This is a genomic window from Bradyrhizobium guangxiense, assembly GCF_004114915.1.
Taxonomy (GTDB): Bacteria; Pseudomonadota; Alphaproteobacteria; order Rhizobiales; family Xanthobacteraceae; genus Bradyrhizobium; species Bradyrhizobium guangxiense.
Map to the genome: position 1 here is coordinate 2,402,318 of NZ_CP022219.1, position 20,114 is coordinate 2,422,431.

Genomic DNA, 20,114 nt, shown 5'->3' on the forward strand with positions numbered 1-20,114 from the left:
GGAGTTGAAGAGCTCGCTCTCGCCACAGCCGCCGCGGCGTACTGGATTCCCTGCCTGCGCGGGGAATGACACCGACGGGTGGCGAGAGGTGAAGCTGGATTTCCGGGCGTGGCCCTGAAAGCCGCACTTCAAGTCGCTGCGATTTAGCTTTAACTTGCGCCGCGCGGCTCAAGCCTTTGTAGCGCTTGATTTTCGTCTCTCGAGAGGCGAGGTTGCCGCCGGCCGGGGACGCCCCGGCATACGGCCCTGCGACGTTGGAGGATGATGTGGCAAACCAGGTACAGGATCTGACCCCGGACGAGGTCTCCAAAGGTGTCGCGGAAGGGCGCTATCTGCTGGTCGACGTTCGCGAGCCGAACGAGGTGCAGGCCGAGGCCTATCCTTACGGCGTCGTGGTGCCGCTCTCGACCTTCGATCCCAAGGCGATCCCCGATCCCCAGGGCAAGCAGGTCGTGTTCGCCTGCCGCTCGGGCAAGCGCTCGGTGACGGCCTCGCTCGCGGCGCAGGCGGCGGGCCTGCCTTACGACAAGCATCTGGCCGGTGGCATGCTGGGCTGGAAGGCGGCGGGTCTTCCCAGCAAGGTCGGTGGCTGACCCGGCCGATGTCGAAGAGCTCCAATCTGAACAAGGTCTTCGCCGACCTTCCCGTCACCATCTTCGAGGCGATGTCGCAGGCCGCGCGCGACAACAATGCCATCAATCTCGGTCAGGGCTTTCCTGACGATCCCGGCCCGGAGGACATCCGCCGCGCCGCGGCCGAGGCCTCGCTGAACGGCTACAACCAGTACCCCTCCATGATGGGCCTGCCGGAGCTGCGACAGGCGATCGCGACCCATTACGGCCATTGGCACGGCCTCAAGCTCGATCCGATGAGCGAGGTGATGGTGACCTCCGGCGGCACCGAGGCGCTGACCTCGGCGATCCTCGCCGTGGTCCAGCCCGGCGACGAGGTCGTCTGCTTCCAGCCGGTCTACGATTCCTATCTGCCGATCATCCGCCAGGCCGGCGGCATTCCGCGCCTGGTCCGGCTCGAGCCGCCGCACTGGCGGGTGAATGAGGACATGCTGAAAAGCGTCTTCAATTCAAAGACCAAGGCGGTTCTGTTCAACAATCCCCTGAATCCGTCGGCGGTGGTCTATCCGCGCGAGGACCTCGAGCTGCTTGCGCGCTACTGCCAGAAGTTCGACGTCATCGCGATCTGCGACGAGGTCTGGGAGCACGTCACCTTCGACGAGCACAAGCACATCCCTCTGATCACCATCCCCGGGATGCGTGAGCGCACCATCAAGGTCGGCTCGGCCGGCAAGATCTTCTCGCTGACGGGCTGGAAGATCGGTTTCGTCTGCGCGGCGCCGCCGCTTTTGCGCGTCGCCGCCAAGGTGCACCAGTTCCTGACCTTCACCACCGCGCCGAACCTGCAGGCCGCCGTGGCCTACGGTCTCGGCAAGTCCGACGACTACTTCTTGTCGATGCGCAAGGATTTGACGCGGAGCAGGGACCGCCTGGCCAAGGGGCTGGAGAGCCTCGGTTTCCCCGTGCTGAAGTCGCAGGGCACCTACTTCCTCACCGTCGACCTGTCGCCGCTCGGGCTGAACGAGAGCGACACAGAGTTCTGCTGGCGTATCGTGAAAGACTACAAGGTGGCGGCGATCCCGGTGTCGGCGTTCTACGAGCAGGATCCGGTGACCTCGGTTGTTCGCTTCTGCTTTGCCAAGAAGGATGAGACGCTCGACACCGCGCTGGAGCGGCTGTCGGACGCTGTGCGTGGACGCAAGAGGTAGAAAGAAGATGACGGACGTCGGCCGTTCGGGGTTTCGTCTGGGTCTTGCCATCGCCGCCGCGCTGACGTTGCTTTCCCCGCCCGCGGGGGCCGAGGAGCGCGTCGTCAACTTCTACAACTGGTCCAACTACATGGCGCCGGATGTCCTTGAGAACTTCACCAAGGAGACCGGCATCAAGGTGGTCTACGACACCTTCGACGCCAACGAGACGTTGGAGACGCGCCTGATGGCCGGCAAGTCCGGCTACGACGTCGTGGTGCCCACCGCCTATTTCCTGCAGCGGCAGATCAAGGCCAACATCTTTCAGAAGCTCGACAAGTCGAAGCTGCCGAACCTTGGCAATGCCTGGCCGGTGGTGACCCAGCGTCTTGCGACCTACGACCCCGGCAACGTCTACGCCGCCAACTACATGTGGGGCACGACCGGCATCGGCTACAACGTCGCCAGGGTGAAGCAGATCCTCGGACCCGATGCCAAGATCGACAGTTGGGACATCGTCTTCAAGCCGGAGAATTTGGCAAAATTCAAAGACTGCGGCGTGCACATGCTCGACTCCGCCGACGACATCTTTCCGGCGGCGCTGAGCTATCTCGGACTCGACCCGAACTCGACCAAGCAGGCGGATCTGGAGAAGGCCGCGGACATCGTCTCCAAGGTTCGGCCGTCCGTGCGAAAATTCCATTCGTCTGAATATTTAAGCGCGCTCGCCACCGGCGAGATCTGCTTCGTGGTCGGCTGGTCCGGCGACATCATGCAGGCCCGCGCGCGCGCGGCGGAAGCCAAGAGTGGCGTCGAGATCGGCTACACCATTCCGAAGGAGGGCGCGCAGATGTTCTTCGACAATCTCGCGATTCCTGCGGACGCGAAGAACGTCAAGGAAGCCTACGAGCTGATCAACTATCTCTACCGCCCGGACGTCGCCGCCAAGAACTCGGACTTCCTATCCTACGCCAACGGCAACCTCGCCAGCCAGAAACTGGTCGATCCGAAAATCCTTGATGACAAGAACATCTATCCGGACGAGGCGACGCTTTCAAAACTGTTCGTCATCACAGCGCGCGAGCCGGCGACCCAGCGCATCATCAACCGGCTCTGGACCAAGGTGAAGACGGGGCGGTAAGGCTCAGGTCATTGCGGGGCGATGCGAAGCATCGAGTCTGGAATCTCGAGATTCCGGGTTCGGTCCTTCGGACCGCCCCGGAATGACGGCAGAGGCGCTGCTGCTACCGCCACCGCCTGTGCAGCCACAGCCATTGCTCGGGATGCTCGCGCACCCAGCTTTCCACCACGTTGGTGATCGCCTGTGTCGTGCCCTGGATGTCGATCTTGCCCTCGGCGTCGCGCACCGGCGGAATTTCCTCCGTCAGCTCGGCGCGGAAGCGAAAGCCCGGCAGGCGGATGATGCGCACGCCGTGGATCGGGCATTCGACCTGGCGCAAGAGGCGCGCCAGCATCGGGTTGGCGCGGGTCTTGCGGCCGAAGAAAGTGACCTCGACGCCGCCGGTCAGGTACTGATCGATCAGCATGGCGACGTGCTTGCCATCCTTCAGCGCCTGGGCGAGCCGCAGCGGCGCCTCGCGGCCGGCCGGGATCAGCGTGCCCATATTGACTTGGCGCATCTCCTGAATGATGCGATCGGCTGAGGCGATGTTCGGCCGGCGATAGAGGATCGCGGCGTCCAGCCCGTGCGCGACGGCGGCGAGAGCCGGCAATTCCCAATTGGCGAGATGCGCGGCGAAGATCAGCGCCGGCTTGCCGTCGTCGCGGATCTGGTCGAACAGCTCGATGCTGCGCTGGGGCAGCTCGATGCGGCTCTTCTCCGGATGCTCGCGATCATAGTCCCAGACGTGGTCCATGTGGGCGAATTCGGCGCCGACGCGGCCGAGATTGTCCCACACGCCCATCAGGATCTGTTCGATCTCCTCCGGCGACTTCTCGGGAAAGGCGGCGGTGAGATTGGCGCGGCCGATGCGGTGCTCGCGCAGGCGCGGGCCGATCGTCCTGGTGACGCGCGCGAAGAAATCCGAGGTCTTGATTGGATCGAAATAGCGCGTGGTGCGCAGCATGCCGACAGTGGCGGCGCCGATCAGGCCTCCGCTGATCGATTTGGCTGCATTCCGCGCGCGAATCTTCGTGCCGAGAGAGATCAGCGCCATACGCCCGGTCAGGCCGGTTCGCGGGTCAGGATCAGCGAGGCGTTCTGGCCGCCGAAGCCGAACGAGTTCGACATCACCGCGGTGACGCGGGCATCGCGCGCCTTGTTGCCGACCACGTTGAACAGGATCGTGGGATCCGGAGTCTCGTAATTGATCGTCGGCGGGATGCGCTGATGCTCGAGCGTGAGCAGCGAGAAGATCGCCTCGACCGCGCCGGCCGCCGAGATGGTATGGCCGACCATCGACTTGTTGGAGGTGACCGGAATCTTCTGCGCGAGCTCGCCGAACACGGCCGATGTCGTATTGAACTCCATCTTGTCGTTCTCGGGCGTCGCGGTGCCGTGCGCGTTGATGTGGTCGATCTGGTCAGGCGTCATGCCGGCGTCGGCCAGCGTCTTGTTCATGCAGCCGATGATCGGCTTGCCATCGGGCGAGGAGCGGGTGCGATGGAACGAATCGGTGAGCTCGCCGCAGCCGGCGATCACGCCGAGGATCTTTGCGCCGCGCGCGGTCGCTGCTTCATAGCTCTCCAGCACCAGCGCGCCGGCGCCTTCGGCCATGACGAAGCCGTCGCGATTTTTGGAGAAGGGGCGGGAGGCCGCCTGCGGCGGATCGTTCTGGGTCGACAGCGCAGAGAGAAGCGAGAAGCGCACCAGCGCTTCCGGATTCACGGTGCCGTCGGTCGCGACGCACAGGGCGGCATCGGTCTCGCCGCGGCGGATCGCCTCGACGCCGAGCTGGATCGAGGTGGCTCCGGACGCGCAGGCCGTCGACAGCGAGATCGGCGAACCCTTGGTGCCGAAGGTCTCGGCGAGATGCGCGGCCACCGAGCCGAACATGAAGCGGTGATGATAGGCGCTGTACTTGCCGCCGCCGGAAATGCGCAGCAAATCGTCATAGGTGAAGTCCGGCTTGCCGACGGCGCGGCCGAGCTCGCGGCGCTGCGGCCATTCCACCTCGACCGGCGCAACCGCCAGGAAGAGGGGGCCCGGGAAATCGGCCTTGGCGCCGATGCCGGCCTGCTCCAGCGCTTCCTGCGTCACCAGCTCGGCCATCCGTTCGGACAGGCCGGTGGACGAGAACGGATCGACGCTGACGAAATCGACGGTGCCGGCCATCGTGGTCTTCAGGCCGTCGACCGGAAAGCGCGTGATGGTGCGGATGCCGGATTCGCCGGCGACGAGCTTCGCCCAATTGTCGGCCTTGCCGGCACCGAGCGAGGTCATGATGCCCATGCCGGTGACGACGACGACGGGGCGCCCGAATTTGTCGCGTGGTGCAGTCATGTCGATCCCCCGATAGAGCTAGAGCGTCATCCGGCCAAAGCGCGCCGCGCCTCAGCCGACAGCTTCGACCAGCGCCATGCCTTCGCCGCGCCAGTGTCCGGCCCCCACCACCACAATCTGGGTGGGCGCCCCCTGCATTTCAATCTCGGTCCCCGTGGAATCGTTCGGCGGGAACAGCGCGCCACGCGAAATCGACAACGCGGCGAGCGCGAGGCCGAGCGGGAATTGCGTTTCCATGGTGTGACCGAACATCGTGCCGGTCGAGCGCACCGGGAAATCGGCATGGCCTTTCAGGAAGCCCCGCTCTTCCGAGGTCGCCGGCTCCGCGCCGGTCGCGCCCGTGATGATCGCGCCCTTGCCCTCGCGCTTGGGCAGCTTGGCCCACAGCTGCTCCAGCGTTGCGGCCATATCGCCGGGCTGCTTGCGCCGGGCGAGGTCGGCAACGACGCTGGTGAGCTTCGCGAACGGCTTGGCACCGCGCGCCTCGGCATGCGCCTTCGATTCCAGCACCAGGAACGCGCCGGCCGAGCCGAGCGCGAAGCCGGCGTGGTCCTTGCGCGCCCATACCGGAGCGAACTTGTCCTTGAGGTTGAAGTCGCCGAATTCATAGAGGACCATCAGGTCCTTGCGCTCGCCATTATGCGGGCCGCCGACGAGGGCGATGTCGCTCTCGCCCGAGGCGATGCGCGCCAGTGCAATGCGCGCAGCGTCGGCGCCGGCCACTTCCTCGCCCATGAAGGTGCGCGAGGTGCCGCCAAGGCCGTGCACGATGGCGATGTTGCCGGCGAGCAGGTTGGAGAGCTGCGCCAGGAACAAGGTGGGGCGCAGATCGCTCATCAGCCGTTCGTTGAGGAAGCCGGGCGCGTTCGCCCCCTTGGCCTCGGCCGTCAGGACGCCGGTGTCGACGTTGAGATCGCGCTCGCCGCCGCCAGCGGCGACCACCATGTCGATCTTCGACAGGATGTCCTTGTTGCCCTTGATCCCGGCCGAGTCGAGCGCGAGGCCCGCGGCATAGGTGCCGATGCGCTGCCAGGCTTCCATCTGACGCTGGTCGCCCTTTTTCGGAATCTGGGCGTCGAAGCTGACCGGCATCAGGGGATGCACGATGTAGGGCGCAAAACCCTTCTCATCGACGTTGATGCGCTTGTCCTGAAGCGCGGCCCAGTTGGCCTCGAGGCCCTCACCCAGCGAAGTCGCGAGTCCAATGCCGGTGATCCAGACTTCCGTCTGGCCGGGCTTCGAAGCTGTGTCAGTCATGGTGATACGACCTGTTGCGGAAAGCCGACGCGTTCGGCGACCTTCGCCATGTATCCGCGCATGTCCGCATTGGGGAAGGGGATCAGCGTGAAGGTGAGCGCGGAATTGGCGCGCAGCTTGCCGCCGACTCTGATCTTGGCTTCGGTCATGGCATAGCCCGAGCCCTCATGGACGAGGCTCGCCTCGATGCTCATGAGATCGCCGGGGAAGACCGAGCCGCGGACCTTGGCCTCCTTCACGGCGGCGAGAATCGGCATGCGCTCGAACTTGAACACGCCGAGCTGGAGCCAGCCCGAGGCCTGCGCCATCGATTCGATCAGGAGCACGCCGGGCATCAAGGGGTAACCCGGGAAGTGCCCCTCGAAGATGGTGCTTTCCTTCGGGACCTGGGCTTCGACGACGATCGTCTTCTCGTCGACCTTGAGGTCGACGATGCGATCGATCATGTGGAAGTATTCGAGTTGCATGACCGCGCGCTTAGGCGCTCGCGCCCTTGGCCGCAACCAGTTCGTCGATGCGGGCGCACAGATTCTTCAGCACGAAATACTGCTCGGTGGTCGCCTTGCCGTCGTTGACCTCCTGGGTCCACTTTTCCAGCGGTAGCTTGATGCCGAACTGCTTGTCGATCGCGAACGCGATGTCCAGGAAATCGAGGCTGTCGATGCCGAGATCGTCGATGGCATGGCTATCCGGCGTGATCGTGTCGCGCGGGATGTCGCAGGTTTCAGCGATGATCGTGGCGACCTGATCGAATGTGGAAGACATCACTAAGCCTTTGATATATTGCGGGTATTTGTCAGATTTTCCAGAGTGGCACGGTGGGTGGGCATCGCGCCCCTGATGACGCCCTCAAACCCCCCTCTGGCCGGGTCGAAAGCCCGTATATCGGAGCGCCGCCCTGAGTTCAATGGAGCCGGGCCGGCAGGGAGATCGGGCTGGGGATGCCCCGCCTGAGCCGCTTCCGCCGCGGGCCGCGGCGGATCGGACCTAGATATGCGGCGTTGTGATCTTGACGCAGTCGCGGCGGCCCATCAGCACGCAATCCTGGGTCCGGCGCAGATCCGCAATGCTGACCGCGAGCCAAATTCCGATGGCGGTCAGGGCGATGGTGAAGGCCAGCGCCGCGATGTTGGCGAGCATGCGGTGACGGAAATGGTCCGGCTCGCTGCGAGGCTGCTCATAGCGTGACAGGTCGAGCGGTTCGGGCGCAGCGCGCAACGGCTGCACTGTACCGTTGCCGCGGTGGACCTTCGGGGCGGACGAGGTGCGCGGCCTGAACTGGAGCACCCGGTGCTCGTCGTCAGAGCTTATGGGCCGCTGGTTATTCATGGGGCGGGGAACACTCCGAAGCAGCGATTTTAGATAGCATACGTGATGAACGCGTTGCAGAAAATCTTTTCAATGCCCGCGTGTATTCGGAGCGCGCACTATTTGTGCGCGGGTTGGCGTGCAACGATCGCGGAACGGCCGTCATGTCGGCGGCAGGGCGCGGGGCGCTGCGCTGCAATAACCGGCATGGCGAGACCGCGAGACTTCACGCCTTCGTTCCCGTCAACATCGGCTTGTGATCTCGACGCCCTTCCGAACACGTTTTGCCGCCGCAGGGCCCATGTCATAGTCGGGGGGAACCCGAACCGTCAGTTGCATCCATGCGAGGGCCTTTCGACCATGACCACGACCAACGCGCGCGAGCCGAGAGTGCATCCGGTCCCGATCCTGTCGCTCCGGCCGACGCAGATGACGGTCGGCATGCGCGAGGTCAAGGAGAAGCGCAAGCGCTGGCGCGAGCATGGCAGGAAGAAGCAGGCCGATCTGCTCGGCAAGCACATGATCCCGGTCGTCTACGGTCCGGACGCACGCTATTACGTGATCGACCATCATCATCTCGGCCGCGCGCTGCACGACGAAGGTGTCGAGGAGGTGCTGGTGACCGTCGTCGGCGACCTCCGCATGGTCGAGCGCGAGGCGTTCTGGGGCGTGATGGACAACAAGCGCTGGGTCTACCCTTACGACGCCAAGGGTGAGCGGAGGTCGTTCCGCGATCTGCCGAAATCGGTCGCCGATCTCAAGGACGATCCGTTCCGCAGCCTTGCCGGCGAATTGCGCCGCATGGGGGGCTTCGCCAAGGACACCACGCCGTTCTCCGAATTTCTGTGGGCTGACTTCCTGCGCCGAAAACTCTTGCGCAAGGTGGTGGAAGCCGATTTCGACAAGGCGCTCGAGAAGGCGATGGCCGCGGCAAAAAGCAGGGATGCGATCTATCTGCCCGGCTGGTGCGGTCCGGAGGACGATGATTAGGATTGTCGGGGGCCGCGCAGCGATATGGCCCCATCGGGCGGAAGGCCGTGAGATCTGAAGCGGCCGACGCTCGCTTCCATTCAGGCACGACCGTGCGCAGCCGCAGGCATCAGTCGCGCTGGAAGATCCTGGCGCCGGGGTAGGCGCGGCGGGCGTAAGTGACCACCAGCGCGCGGTCCTGGGTGTCCAGGAAGGGCGTTCGGATCTGGCAGGATCCGACGATGAGGTGCCACAGGCCGTTGAGCTTCTGGATCACGATCTCCATTTGAGTAGTCCTCGATCACTCCCATTCCAGCGAATGCTGCTTCGTCGCCGCAGTGTTTGGGATCGCGGTCGCGGGTGCGAAATTCCCAACACGGCCGCAAAACACGTCGACCCTTGTTAGTTGGTTACGAAATGCGCCCAGATAAGCCGGATCTCATCACAGCCGCTTGAGCGAAATCAATTTCCGCCCCCATGAAACCGTCCTGAAACAAAGCCGTCCCATCTCTATGGGGTAGTCGAGCTCACACAGGAGGCGAACATGCGCCGTCTGGTTTTCGCAATTGCCTTGCTCGCGGTCGCTTCGGCGGGAATCTCGGCATCCTTTGCCGCGGTCCACCACGCCAAGACGTTGACGTTCGCGGAACGCTTTGCTCCGGCGCTCGAGTTGATGGCGAAGCGCTAGCGGCACACGTCTCGCAGCCGTAAGCGATGCAGCGGCTGCTCGCTCCGACGCGGACATCACGTCGCACCTGTCGAGCGGCGATGGCGGAGACAGCCTTGACCTGTCGCAAACCTGCCTCGCCCTGAGCGGCTAACGTGTGCCTGCATGGTTGCAGAGACAGCGTTGCGCCCCGACGCCGAGGGCCAAGGCTCCAAGTCATGCAGATCAAGTCATGCAGATTTTGGAGGCACGGCCATGAGCGTCATCTTTCGCATCCTCTTTGTCCTTGCCGGCGCGATCACGGCGCTGTTCGTCGCGCGTGACGCGCTGAATTTCACCATCATCCAGACCTTCGTCGCCGTCCTGCTCGTCACCGCCGTCGTCGGTGTCGGCAGCCTCTGGAGCCTGCGGCGAAAGTCGTGAGTGAGGTGCAACGCTATAGTTCTGTCGGGCTGAGCGAAGCAGAAGCTCAAGCGAGGCTCGCGGCGGACGGCCCCAACGAATTGCCCCGGCCGGAACGACGCAGTTCCCTGCGCATCGTGGTGGAAGTGCTGCGCGAGCCGATGCTGCTGCTGTTGCTTTGCGGCGGGCTGATCTACCTCGTGCTCGGCGATCTCAAGGAGGCGCTGATCCTCCTGGCGTTCGGGGCGATGTCCATTGTGATCACGGTGGTGCAGGAGACCCGGACCGAGCGGGTGCTGGAAGCCTTGCGCGACCTGACCAGCCCGCGCGCGCTGGTGGTGCGGGACGGTGCGCGCAAGCGGATTGCCGGCCGCGAGGTCGTGCAGGGCGACCTTCTCGTCCTGGGCGAAGGCGATCGCGTTCCCGCCGACGCCGCGCTCGTCGAGGCGCGCGACCTGCAGATCGACGAGTCCCTGCTGACCGGCGAGTCGGTGCCCGTCCGCAAGAAGACCGCCGACAAGGTCGCTGCGGCCGATCACCGCCCCGGCGGCGAGGATCAGCCATTCGTGTATTCCGGTTCGCTCGTCGTGCGCGGCGAGGGGCTGGCGCTGGTCGAGGCTACCGGGCCGCGCAGCGAGATCGGGAAGATCGGGCTGTCGCTGCGCGGCCTGCAGGCCGAGCGGCCGCGGCTTCAGCAACAGACCGCAAGGCTGGTGCGCCTCTGTTTTCTCGGCGGCGCCGTGATCAGCCTGGCCGCCGTTGCCCTCTACGGCGTCTTGCGCGGCGACTGGCTGCAAGCGCTGCTGGCAGGCGTCGCCATCGGCATGTCGATGCTTCCGGAGGAGTTTGCCGTCGTGCTCACGGTGTTCATGGCGATGGGCGCGTGGCGGATCTCGCAGGCCCGCGTCCTGACGCGGCGCGCCGCCGCCATCGAGCTCCTCGGCTCGGCGACCGTTCTGTGCACTGACAAGACCGGAACGCTGACGCAGAACCAGATGTCGGTTGCCGAGCTGCGGCTGCTCGATGGGACTCGCCTGCGTGCGGCCGCGTCCGGACAGGATCATGTCGGGCCCGAATTCGTCGAGCTGGCGCGCTGTGGGGCGCTGGCGAGCTCTGCGGAGCCGTTCGATCCGATGGAGAAGGCTCTGCATCTGTTTGCGCGGGGTGTCTTGCGGGAAGGTGATGTGCCGGATGCCGAGCGGACGCTGGTGCGGACCTATGGTCTGCGTCCCGAGCTGCTGGCCATGACCCAGGTTTGGCGCACATCCGCAGCCGCGCACCTCGTCGCGTGCGCCAAGGGCGCGCCGGAGGCGATTGCGCGGCTGTGCAGGCTGAACGACGCCGACCGGGAGGCCGTGCAGGCGGCTGTCGGCGCAATGGCGAAGGACGGGCTTCGCGTGCTGGGGATGGCGGTTGCCGCGTGCGAGGACGCTTCACTGCCGACGTCCCAGGAGGCTTTCGCATTCCGCTTTGTCGGCCTGGTCGGGCTTGCCGATCCGTTGCGGGCTCATGTTCCGGAGGCGGTTCGCGAATGCCGCGCGGCGGGAATCCGCGTCATCATGATCACGGGCGACTATCCGGCAACGGCCGTCGCCATTGCGCACCAGGCCGGACTCGACGTCAGCGACATCATGACCGGCGATCAGGTCAAGCAGGCCGACGATGCGGCGCTCGCGGAGCGCGCCCGACATGTGAACGTGTTCGCGCGGGTCCTGCCGGAGCAGAAGCTGCGGATCGTCCAGGCGATGAAGCGCAACGGCGAGATCGTCGCGATGACCGGCGACGGCGTCAATGACGCGCCATCCCTGAAGGCTGCCCATATCGGGATTGCGATGGGCGGGCGCGGCACCGATGTCGCCCGCGAGGCGTCCTCGATCGTCCTGCTCGACGATGACTTCAGCTCCATCGTTGCATCGATCCGCCTCGGGCGCCGGATCTACGACAATCTCCGCAAGGCGATGGCCTTCATTTTCGCCGTCCACGTTCCGATCGCGGGGCTTGCCCTGCTTCCGCTGGTGTTCGGGCTGCCCCTGGTTCTTGGTCCCGTTCACATTGCGTTTCTGGAGCTGATCATCGACCCCGTCTGCTCGCTCGTGTTCGAAGCCGAGCGAGAGGAGCGCGATGTCATGACGCGTCCGCCGCGGCGCGCCGATGGGGAGCTGTTCTCGTGGGCCTTGGTCGGCTGGAGCGTTCTCCAGGGCATCATGGCATTTGCATTGATCGCCGCGATCTTTGTCGTCGCGCTTCATTCCGGCATGCCGCCCGATGAGGCGCGAGCGCTCGCCTTCATCGCGCTCGTCGTCTGTGTCGTCGCGCTGGTGCTGGTCAACCGATCCTTCAGCGCATCCTTCTTGTCGGCCTTCTTCCGTCCGAACCCGGCATTGTTCTGGATCTTCCTGTCGATCGCGCTCGTGCTCGCTGCGGCCTTGTTCTGGCCGCCGGCGTCGGGTCTGTTCCGTTTTGGTCCGTTGCATCTGGACGATCTAATCGTCACGCTCGGCGCGGGATTGCTGGTGCTCACGCTGCTCGAATTGCTGAAACCGATCTGGGCGCGGCGGTTGCGATTCTAATCCGGGCGGCAGCTCAGTCGTCGCAGTGCGCAGCGGCTGGATCGTCAGCGTCAGGAATTCATGCAGCCAGCGGAAGACGCGTGCGAGATGCCGGCGTCATTTCATTGGAATGAATCCAGTCTAAATAGATTCTACGACACGAGCGCCCAAAAGACTTTGATTATGCGCTCGGAGTCTCTGCATGGTCGTCCCCGTAAATTCGGGGACTGGAAATGCTGGAATTCGTGTTTGACGGACGCGCAACGAAGCGCGGACGCGTGTCGGTGCTGTGCGGTCTTCTCGCGCTTCCTCCGGCCATCGCCTTTGGCGACGATGCGCGAGCCCAGAGCGTGAGTGGAGCATCTGATCTTCCGCCGGTCGTGGTCGAGCAAAGCCGTGCGAACAAGCGTTCGGTCACGACATCGCGCACCTCGCGATCCCTGGGGGCCCGACGCGCGAGATCGCGCACGGCTGGACAGCCGTCCCAGGCCGGTTCTCAGCCGGCCGCCGCTGCAATGGAACGCGGCACGGATCCGGTCAGGGGTTTTGTACCCGTCGTCAGCTCGGCTGCGATGAAGTCCGACACGCCCATCCTCGAGACCCCACAATCCGTTTCCGTCGTCAGCCGCGACCAGCTCGATGCCCGTTCGGTCACGACGCTGGTCGAAGGTTTGCAGTATGTCGCGGGTCTCGCCATCCAGCCCGGCGGCAAGGACCCGCGGTTCGACAACGTCTACATCCGCGGCTTCGACAACAATGGCTACGGCGCCTATCGCGACGGACTTCGCGAGGTCGGCGATCCCAACTTCTTGTCGCTGTTCCGCAACGAGCCCTACGGCTTCGAGCGCATCGACGTCATCAAGGGGCCGAGCTCCGTCATGTACGGGCAGGGCGCGCCGGGCGGCCTCGTCGACGTCATCAGCAAGCGGCCGACCGACAAGGCCTTTGGCGAGATCGTCGGTCAGTTCGGCAATTACGACCGGTTTCAGGGCGCATTCGATTTCGGCGGGCCCGCGACCAAGGACGGCACGCTGCTCTACCGGTTGACCGGCGTGTTCCGCGATTCCGACGCGCAGATCGCCAACTTCTCGAATTTCGTGAAGGACAACCGGACCTATATCGCTCCCGGCGTGACCTGGAAGCCGACCAACGACACCACGCTGACCATTCTCGCCGACTATACCCACGATCTGACCGGCAACGCCTTTCCGCTGTCTATGGCTCATCTCAGCGGCGGAAAGGTCACCGGTATCACGGCGCTGCCGCTGTTCCTCGGTGACCCCAGCTACAACAGGTTCGACCAGGAGCAGGAGCGCGTCGGCTATCAGTTCGAGCATCGGTTCAGCAACAATCTGATCTTCGAATCGAAGGCTCGCTACGGCCACACCGAGCTCGACTATCGCTATCTGACGTTCATCGGAACTCCGCTTGATACGACGACGGTCTTTCCGCGTCGCGCGATGCGCATCCAGGAGCAAGTCGATACCCTGTCGACCGACAACCACCTGATTAGCAAGTTCGGCACGGGGCCGCTTCAGCACACGGTGGTCTCCGGCGTCGACTATCTGACGTTCAACATGACGGACCGGACCTATTCCGGAATTGCGCCGTCGCTCAGCAAGATCAATCCAGTCTACGACCAAGCCATCGCGGTTCCGACTACGGTCGTCACTCCATCAGCGAACCAGACGATCGACCAGGTGGGCGTCTATGTGCAGGACCAGATGAAGATCCAGAACTGGATCTTTACATTGGGCGGACGTTACGACGCCTCCGAGCAGAACACCTACGCCTTGGCGACCAACAAGACCACCGACACCAAGGACACCGCCTTTACCAAGCGAGGCGCCGTCTCCTACGTGTTCGATTCCGGCGTGGCACCTTACTACAGCTACTCGGAATCCTTCCTGCCGACCCCGGGCACGGACTTTTCGGGCAGCCCGTTCAAGCCGACGACGGCGCAGCAGCATGAGATCGGCGTTAAATACCAGCCGTCGCGAACCCTGTTGATGACGGTGGCGCTGTATGACCTGACGCGGCAAAACTCACTCACGAGCGATCCATCGCATCTCGGCTTCTCGGTCCAGCTCGGCGAGGTGAACTCGCGTGGTATCGAGTTCGAGACGCTGGCGCAGATCGTGCCCGGGCTAAACCTCGTGGCGACCTACACCAATCAGGATGTGAAGGTGACCCAAACCACCGCTGCCGCTGACCTCGGCAAGGTGCCGACGCTGGTGGCCCGCCAGATGGCGTCGGCCTATCTCGACTACACGATCCAGGGTGGGACGTGGGACGGTTGGGGTCTTGGCGGCGGCGTCCGCTACAACGGACCGACCTTTGCCGACACCACCAACACCATCGTCAACGAAGGTTACGTCGTGTTCGATGCTGGCCTGCATTATCGCCAGCCGAAGGGCGTGAACCTGGCGCTGAACGTGAAGAACATCGCCGACCGTGTCACGCTTGCCTGCACGACGAGTGGCGGCTGCCAATACACCAGCCCGCGCACCATCACGGGCACGGTCAGCTATCGCTGGTAGGGATCGTCATGGTTCAGGCACGCACGATCCGCCTATGGTCCCGCATTCACACCGGGACCTCGCTGGTGTGCATGCTGTTCCTGCTGATGCTGTGCGTGACGGGGCTTCCGCTGGTCTTTCACGACGAGATCGACGATCTGCTCGAGGACGAGATTGCGGCGCCCGTCATGCCGGAGGGTACGGCGCGGCTTTCGCTCGACCGGATGATCGCCGCGGCTCAGACCCGGTTTCCCGGTCAGTATGTCCTGCTTCTCAATCTGAAGCAGACGGAGCCGCTGGTGACGGTCGCGGTTTCTCCGACCGCTGTTCCGGCACCTGGTAACTTCCATCGCCTCACGCTCGATGCCCGGACGGCCAAGGTGCTCGGGGAGGAAGCGCCGCATCAGGATGTCATGGACATCGTGTTGCGCATTCACAAGGACATGTTCGCAGGTCTGCCTGGCGAATTGTTTCTCGGTGCGATGGGGCTTGTTTTCGCCGCGTCGATCATATCGGGTGTGATCGTGTATTGGCCGTTCATGCGACGGCTCGAATTCGGTACGATCCGCCGGCGGTCGTCGCCTCGCGCCAAATGGCTCGACACCCATAATCTCCTCGGCATCGTCACCGTGACCTGGACGATGGTCGTCGGCCTCACCGGCATGATCAACACGCTGGCGACGCCGCTGTTTGATTTGTGGCGTGCGCAGTTGATCCCGGTCTTGCTGGCGCCTCATCTCGGCAAGCCCGTGGCTCCGATCCCTTCGGTCCAGGCCGCCGTCGACCTCGTTCGCGCCAGATTTCCCGATCGTTTGGTCACCTCGGTGACGATGCCGACATCGGCGCGCTTCGGCAGTCCGCAGCACCTCGTGGTCTGGACCAAGGGCGCGACGCCCTTCACGGCGCGCATGCTCCAGCCGATGCTGGTCGACGCCAATGACGGCAGGACGATCGTGGCCCCCGAGGTGCCCTGGTATCTGAAGACGCTTCAGGTCTCGCGTCCGCTGCATTTCGGCGACTATGGCGGGCTTCCGCTGAAGATCATCTGGGCGCTGCTGGACGTCATCGCGATCGTCGTGCTCGTCAGCGGAATCTATCTCTGGGTGGCAAGGCGAAAGCCCTCCGTGCGCCGCAAGCTGCTCGATGCCGGCGGCCCGACCGCGGCGGTCGGCGCTTAGCCCATGGCCACTCCCGCCCCGAACCAGCCTCGTGTTCACAGGAGCGCATGGGACGTCTTCCGCATCCCACTCCTGGTCGACGTCGCCTGCGGCCTGGGACTGGGGTTCGCGCTGGTCGGAGATGGCGTGTGGGACGGACTCTCCTGGCTGGCATTGTCGTTGCCGATCGTTCTGACGATCGTCTGCTGGTGCCGCGCGAATGATCCGCGCTGAGGGTCACGGCCGGCGATCGGGCTCCGACAGATGGTGCTCCTCGATATCGTAGCCGACCTCGTGTCTCTCGTCCTTGCCGCCAAGCATCCGATGCAGCCAGCGTTCGACCCGGCGGCCGATCGTGAGCAGAACGAAGGCGAAGGCCAGCGCGATCAGGACGATCTTCCATTGCCCGGCGCCGCAGGCAATGCCGAGACAGGCGGCGAGAAAGGTGCAGGCCGCGCTGGTCAGGCCCCGCACGCGAAAACGGTCGCTCTCGTGGACGATGACGCCAGCCCCGAGAAAGCCGATCCCGGTCAGGATGCCCTGGATCACACGGCTCGCCGCATCGGTGATCTTGCCGGGTTCGGCAAATTGGACCGCAAGCAGCACGACGGTTGCGGTGGAGAGCCCGACGATGCCGAGCGTCTTCAGCCCGATCGGCTTGCCGTGCAGGTCGCGGTTCAGGCCGATCGCACTGCCGGCGAGCGTGGCGCTGCCGAGGCGCAGCAAAATTTCGGGCCAATCCAGCTCGATCATATCTTGTCCGTCATCTCGTCGGCCGCGTCCCATGAGATCGTATGCCGGCTTGCTGTGGCAAGGGACGCCGGGTTCGCGCCGGCGAAACATAGTCTATGCGGGCGAGAGGCTCAACGCGGTGCGCAAGCCGGGGGCATGATACTGTAATTTGCGGAAGTGGTGTCCGCCCCTTACCGCAGCGGCTTCTTCAGCAGCGAGAAGCGGTCGGGGTCGAGGCCCATCGACGGCTGCAGCATCGGGGCTTCGACGCTGGACATGGTCTTGGCGGGCGGGGCCGAGAACACCGGATCGTTCGGCACGTCGCGCTGCGAGGTGGCACCGCGCCAGCGCTCGAGCACGGCGCTGACGAAATGCATGTCGTGGCCCGAGGTGACGGACGGCACGCTCGAGATGGTGGCTTCGCCGCGCGGCAATTGATGCGGCGGTACTTCCTTGAAGCGCAGGCGGGTCGGCAGCGCGACGCCTTCGCCGAAGGCCAGCACTTCACGCGTTCCGAGCGAGGGCACGAAGGAGAGCAGGTTCGCGGCCGCATCCGACACCGCGGCGCGCAGCAGTGCCTGGTCGCGGTCGTTGGCAAGACGCATCGTGAACAGCGTGTTGCACTGGGAGATGATGGTGGCGTCGAGCTCGGCCGGACGCTGGGTGATGAGACCGAGATAGACGCCGTATTTGCGGCCTTCCTTGGCGATGCGCGAGACCGCCTTGCGGGTCGGCCCGAAGCCGATGTTGCGGTCGGCAGAGGCGTAGCGATGCGCTTCCTCGCACACGAACAGCAGCGGCGAGACCCCGTCGCTCCACAGGCCGAAGTCGAACGCCATGCGACAGAGCACCGAGACGACGGAATCGATGACTTCTGCCGGGAAGCCGGCGAGTTGCATCACCGTCATCGGCTTGCCGTTCGCGGGGAGGCGGAACAGATGGCTGATGACCTCGGCCATGGTGTCGCCGCCGACATTGGCGTTGTCGAACATGAAGGCGTAGCGCGGGTCGTTGCGCACCGCCTCGATGCGCGAGATCAGCTTGTGATAGATGATGCGCGATGAGCGGTTCTCGAGCTTGCCCATGCGCTCGTCGATCAGCGACAGCAGGTCGACCAGACGATAGGGCACCGGCGTGTCGACGGTGTAGCCGACCTGCTTGGGATCGATGCGCTTGAGGCCGATGCGGTCGGCGTTCTGGTACTGGGTGTAGACGCCCTTGGCGAGCGGGATCACCTCGGCGAGAATGTCGAGCTCTTCCGGCACGCCGGCGCGGCCGCCGAACAGCACGTCGACGATTTCCTCGAAATTGAACAGCCAGAACGGCAGCTTCAGGTTCCGCGGGTTCAGCACCAGCGCGCGGTCGCCGAAGCAGCGGCCATATTCGTTGTGCACGTCGAGCAGGAAGATGCGCAGGTTCGGACGCGCCTTCAGGATCTCGTTGAGCAGCAGCGACACGCCGGTGGATTTGCCGACGCCGGTCGATCCCAGCACCGCAAAATGCTTGGACAGCATTTCCTCGACGTCGACATAGGCGACCACCGAGCGGTCCTGCTGCAGGAAGCCGACATTGATCTGGTCCGAGCCGGTCGGTGCGTAGATCGTGCGCAGCTCCTGGCTCGTGATCAGATCGACGGCGTCGCCGATGGTCGGATAATTGGTGACGCCGCGCTGGAATTTCGGCTTGTCGCTGGCATTGAGGATCTCGCCGAGCAAGTCGACCGAGGCGATCGCGATGTAATTGTCCGCGCCCGACAGATTCTCGCAGGACACCTCGGTGATCATCGCGACGATGACCGAGCTGGCGCAGCGAATGCTGACAAAGCGGCCGACGGTCGCACGAACTTCCGAGATCGGCATCTGGCCGGTCGCCAACAGCCCGACCCGGGCGAGCGATCCACGTACCGAAATCACGCGTCCAAAGGATGTCACGATCAATGAACCGGGCAAGAGCGAGGAATTTGTTCCAGACTATGTGTGGCCGCCGCTGCACAAACGGTTAAACGCCGGGCGCGCCCGCTCCGTTAAATCTGCGGTAATTCGGTCGGGAGCTTTGTCGCAAATGCAAAATATTGGGTCGAAACGCCAGGAAAATACGGCATTTCGAGGCGATTTAGGCGAGGCGGCCTTAAGGAAGAGTTTACCATCCGGGCAAGCTGACCTCAGTCCCAATGACCCAACGCGAGCAGCCGAGGAGCCATTCGCAACGAGAGGGCCGGTTGATTTGTTGACGGGACCTAATCATTTGTACATTAGTACAAATGAAATCATAACCAATGCTGCCGCGCAGGGGCGCGCGTCGTTGTGCCCCAATGGCCCCGTCGGTCAGCAGCCGAGTCCCGGAGGAAATCATGCAGCCCGAACCGATCCTCGATCTCGCCCATCTCGGCCATATGGAGCTGCTGACGCCGAGGCCCGACGAGAGCCTGAAATTCTTCGTCGACGTCATGGGCATGACGGTCAGCGGCCAGAAGGGCGAGTCGGTCTATTTGCGCGGCTGGGACGATTACGAGCGCTATTCGCTCAAGCTCACGGCGTCGAAGACATCGGGCATGGGTCACATGGCGCTACGCGCGCGTAGCCAGCAGGCGCTCGAGCGCCGCGTCGCCGCGCTCAAGGGAACCGGCTTCGACATCGGCTGGATCGACGGCGACATGGGGCAGGGCCCGACCTTCCGCTGCCGCGATCCCGACGGGCACATCGTCGAGCTCTATTACGAGACCGAATGGTACCAGGCTCCGCCGGAGCTGAGGCCCGCGCTGAAGAACCAGGCGCAGCGCTTTCCCGCGCGCGGCGTCAATGTCCGTCGCCTCGATCATCTCAACTGCCTCGCCGTCGACATCAAGGCCAACCGCGAGTTCTTCGAGAACTACCTCGGCTGCCGCCTCACCGAGCAAATCGTGCTCAATGACGGCCGGGAAGCGGCGATGTGGCTGACGATGTCGAACAAGAGCTACGACTTTGCCTATTCGCTCGACCATTCAGGCGTGCCGGGCCGCTTCCATCACGTCACCTACGCGCTCGACAGCCGCGAGGAGATCCTTCGTGCTGCCGATATCTTCCTCGAGAACGGCGTGCACATCGAGACCGGGCCACACAAGCACGCGATCCAGCAGACCTTCTTTCTTTACGTCTACGAACCCGGCGGCAACCGTGTCGAGGTCGCCAATGCCGGCGCCCGCCTGATTCTCGCGCCCGACTGGAAGCCGATCGTGTGGACCGAGGAGGAGCGCAAGAAGGGCCAGGCCTGGGGGTTGAAGACGATCGAGTCCTTCCACACCCACGGCACGCCACCGGTGGAGGTGAAGAAGCACGGGTAGCGTTGTGGCTCTG

General features: G+C 64.2%; 20 protein-coding genes. 11 read left to right on the forward strand and 9 right to left on the reverse strand.

Going from position 1 to position 20,114, the window contains the following annotated elements:
* Positions 1–266: 266 nt before the first annotated feature.
* The 3 genes from X268_RS11195 to X268_RS11205 are packed head-to-tail and all read left to right on the forward strand — an operon-like array spanning position 267 to position 2,900.
* The gene (locus X268_RS11195; protein WP_128925005.1) at positions 267–593 is read left to right on the forward strand and encodes a rhodanese-like domain-containing protein; all 327 of its coding nucleotides are present in this window, start codon (positions 267–269) and stop codon (positions 591–593) included.
* Between the two features lie 8 nt (positions 594–601).
* Positions 602–1,780: an aminotransferase gene (locus X268_RS11200; protein WP_128925006.1), complete on the forward strand. Its 1,179-nt coding sequence runs from the start codon at positions 602–604 to the stop codon at positions 1,778–1,780.
* Positions 1,781–1,787: 7 nt separating this feature from the next.
* A complete protein-coding gene (locus tag X268_RS11205) occupies positions 1,788–2,900 on the forward strand; it encodes a polyamine ABC transporter substrate-binding protein (protein ID WP_128925007.1) in 1,113 nt (370 codons plus the stop codon).
* Positions 2,901–3,003: 103 nt separating this feature from the next.
* On the opposite strand, the gene X268_RS11215 is transcribed toward X268_RS11205, so the two are convergent.
* The 6 genes from X268_RS11215 to X268_RS11240 all read right to left on the reverse strand — a co-directional run bounded on the left by X268_RS11215 (position 3,004) and on the right by X268_RS11240 (position 7,808).
* Positions 3,004–3,936, reverse strand: coding sequence for a lipid A biosynthesis lauroyl acyltransferase (locus X268_RS11215; RefSeq protein WP_128925008.1), 933 nt, complete (start codon positions 3,934–3,936; stop codon positions 3,004–3,006).
* A gap of 8 nt (positions 3,937–3,944) precedes the next feature.
* Positions 3,945–5,222 (reverse strand): beta-ketoacyl-ACP synthase, encoded by a 1,278-nt coding sequence (locus tag X268_RS11220; protein WP_128925009.1) that lies wholly within the window; start codon positions 5,220–5,222, stop codon positions 3,945–3,947.
* Positions 5,223–5,273: 51 nt separating this feature from the next.
* The gene (locus tag X268_RS11225; RefSeq protein WP_128925010.1) at positions 5,274–6,479 is read right to left on the reverse strand and encodes a beta-ketoacyl-ACP synthase; all 1,206 of its coding nucleotides are present in this window, start codon (positions 6,477–6,479) and stop codon (positions 5,274–5,276) included.
* A complete protein-coding gene (locus tag X268_RS11230; protein ID WP_128925011.1) occupies positions 6,476–6,946 on the reverse strand; it encodes a 3-hydroxyacyl-ACP dehydratase FabZ family protein in 471 nt (156 codons plus the stop codon). Before X268_RS11230 ends, X268_RS11225 begins: the two co-directional genes overlap by 4 nt.
* 10 nt (positions 6,947–6,956) lie before the next feature.
* A complete protein-coding gene (locus X268_RS11235; protein WP_007592476.1) occupies positions 6,957–7,244 on the reverse strand; it encodes an acyl carrier protein in 288 nt (95 codons plus the stop codon).
* Positions 7,245–7,466: 222 nt separating this feature from the next.
* Entirely contained in the window at positions 7,467–7,808 is a 342-nt protein-coding gene (locus tag X268_RS11240) for a hypothetical protein (RefSeq protein WP_128925012.1), read from the reverse strand.
* A 339-nt stretch (positions 7,809–8,147) separates the two neighbouring features.
* Here X268_RS11240 and X268_RS11245 point away from each other — a divergent pair, with 339 nt between their 5' ends.
* Positions 8,148–8,777 carry a ParB-like protein gene (locus X268_RS11245; RefSeq protein WP_128925013.1) on the forward strand — a complete coding sequence of 210 codons (630 nt, stop codon included), beginning with the start codon at positions 8,148–8,150 and terminating at the stop codon, positions 8,775–8,777.
* Positions 8,778–8,886: 109 nt separating this feature from the next.
* On the opposite strand, the gene X268_RS39345 is transcribed toward X268_RS11245, so the two are convergent.
* Positions 8,887–9,042, reverse strand: coding sequence for a hypothetical protein (locus X268_RS39345; protein ID WP_164937665.1), 156 nt, complete (start codon positions 9,040–9,042; stop codon positions 8,887–8,889).
* A 258-nt stretch (positions 9,043–9,300) separates the two neighbouring features.
* Here X268_RS39345 and X268_RS39350 point away from each other — a divergent pair, with 258 nt between their 5' ends.
* From X268_RS39350 to X268_RS11265, 6 genes are all read left to right on the forward strand, one after another.
* Positions 9,301–9,444, forward strand: a complete 144-nt coding sequence (locus X268_RS39350; protein WP_164937666.1) for a hypothetical protein — start codon at positions 9,301–9,303, stop codon at positions 9,442–9,444.
* A gap of 234 nt (positions 9,445–9,678) precedes the next feature.
* Positions 9,679–9,846, forward strand: a complete 168-nt coding sequence (locus X268_RS39355) for a hypothetical protein (RefSeq protein WP_164937667.1) — start codon at positions 9,679–9,681, stop codon at positions 9,844–9,846.
* Positions 9,843–12,395 (forward strand): HAD-IC family P-type ATPase, encoded by a 2,553-nt coding sequence (locus X268_RS11250; protein WP_128925014.1) that lies wholly within the window; start codon positions 9,843–9,845, stop codon positions 12,393–12,395. Before X268_RS39355 ends, X268_RS11250 begins: the two co-directional genes overlap by 4 nt.
* 551 nt (positions 12,396–12,946) lie before the next feature.
* On the forward strand, positions 12,947–14,914 hold the full coding sequence (locus tag X268_RS11255) for a TonB-dependent siderophore receptor (RefSeq protein WP_128929220.1): 1,968 nt from the start codon (positions 12,947–12,949) through the stop codon (positions 14,912–14,914).
* A gap of 8 nt (positions 14,915–14,922) precedes the next feature.
* Positions 14,923–16,071, forward strand: a complete 1,149-nt coding sequence (locus X268_RS11260) for a PepSY-associated TM helix domain-containing protein (RefSeq protein WP_128925015.1) — start codon at positions 14,923–14,925, stop codon at positions 16,069–16,071.
* Positions 16,072–16,074: 3 nt separating this feature from the next.
* Positions 16,075–16,284: a hypothetical protein gene (locus X268_RS11265; protein ID WP_128925016.1), complete on the forward strand. Its 210-nt coding sequence runs from the start codon at positions 16,075–16,077 to the stop codon at positions 16,282–16,284.
* A gap of 3 nt (positions 16,285–16,287) precedes the next feature.
* On the opposite strand, the gene X268_RS11270 is transcribed toward X268_RS11265, so the two are convergent.
* Both X268_RS11270 and X268_RS11275 read right to left on the reverse strand, forming a co-directional pair.
* A complete protein-coding gene (locus X268_RS11270) occupies positions 16,288–16,803 on the reverse strand; it encodes an MgtC/SapB family protein (protein ID WP_128925017.1) in 516 nt (171 codons plus the stop codon).
* Between the two features lie 170 nt (positions 16,804–16,973).
* Complete coding sequence (locus X268_RS11275) at positions 16,974–18,713, reverse strand: ATP-binding protein (RefSeq protein ID WP_128925018.1); 1,740 nt, start codon at positions 18,711–18,713, stop codon at positions 16,974–16,976.
* Positions 18,714–19,132: 419 nt separating this feature from the next.
* Here X268_RS11275 and X268_RS11280 point away from each other — a divergent pair, with 419 nt between their 5' ends.
* Positions 19,133–20,101, forward strand: a complete 969-nt coding sequence (locus tag X268_RS11280; protein WP_128925019.1) for a catechol 2,3-dioxygenase — start codon at positions 19,133–19,135, stop codon at positions 20,099–20,101.
* Positions 20,102–20,114: the final 13 nt, after the last annotated feature.

Excerpts from the sequence above, each read along its gene's own strand:
- X268_RS11265 (WP_128925016.1), top strand. The coding sequence starts at position 16,075 with ATGGCCACTCCCGCCCCGAACCAGCCTCGTGTTCACAGGAGCGCATGG.
- X268_RS39345 (WP_164937665.1), bottom strand. The coding sequence starts at position 9,042 with ATGGAGATCGTGATCCAGAAGCTCAACGGCCTGTGGCACCTCATCGTC.
- X268_RS11280 (WP_128925019.1), top strand. The coding sequence starts at position 19,133 with ATGCAGCCCGAACCGATCCTCGATCTCGCCCATCTCGGCCATATGGAG.
- X268_RS11200 (WP_128925006.1), top strand. The coding sequence starts at position 602 with ATGTCGAAGAGCTCCAATCTGAACAAGGTCTTCGCCGACCTTCCCGTC.
- X268_RS11255 (WP_128929220.1), top strand. The coding sequence starts at position 12,947 with ATGAAGTCCGACACGCCCATCCTCGAGACCCCACAATCCGTTTCCGTC.
- X268_RS11215 (WP_128925008.1), bottom strand. The coding sequence starts at position 3,936 with ATGGCGCTGATCTCTCTCGGCACGAAGATTCGCGCGCGGAATGCAGCC.
- X268_RS11230 (WP_128925011.1), bottom strand. The coding sequence starts at position 6,946 with ATGCAACTCGAATACTTCCACATGATCGATCGCATCGTCGACCTCAAG.
- X268_RS11235 (WP_007592476.1), bottom strand. The coding sequence starts at position 7,244 with ATGTCTTCCACATTCGATCAGGTCGCCACGATCATCGCTGAAACCTGC.
- X268_RS39355 (WP_164937667.1), top strand. The coding sequence starts at position 9,679 with ATGAGCGTCATCTTTCGCATCCTCTTTGTCCTTGCCGGCGCGATCACG.
- X268_RS11220 (WP_128925009.1), bottom strand. The coding sequence starts at position 5,222 with ATGACTGCACCACGCGACAAATTCGGGCGCCCCGTCGTCGTCGTCACC.
- X268_RS11205 (WP_128925007.1), top strand. The coding sequence starts at position 1,788 with ATGACGGACGTCGGCCGTTCGGGGTTTCGTCTGGGTCTTGCCATCGCC.
- X268_RS11260 (WP_128925015.1), top strand. The coding sequence starts at position 14,923 with ATGGTTCAGGCACGCACGATCCGCCTATGGTCCCGCATTCACACCGGG.
- X268_RS11245 (WP_128925013.1), top strand. The coding sequence starts at position 8,148 with ATGACCACGACCAACGCGCGCGAGCCGAGAGTGCATCCGGTCCCGATC.
- X268_RS11225 (WP_128925010.1), bottom strand. The coding sequence starts at position 6,479 with ATGACTGACACAGCTTCGAAGCCCGGCCAGACGGAAGTCTGGATCACC.
- X268_RS11270 (WP_128925017.1), bottom strand. The coding sequence starts at position 16,803 with ATGATCGAGCTGGATTGGCCCGAAATTTTGCTGCGCCTCGGCAGCGCC.
- X268_RS11240 (WP_128925012.1), bottom strand. The coding sequence starts at position 7,808 with ATGAATAACCAGCGGCCCATAAGCTCTGACGACGAGCACCGGGTGCTC.
- X268_RS39350 (WP_164937666.1), top strand. The coding sequence starts at position 9,301 with ATGCGCCGTCTGGTTTTCGCAATTGCCTTGCTCGCGGTCGCTTCGGCG.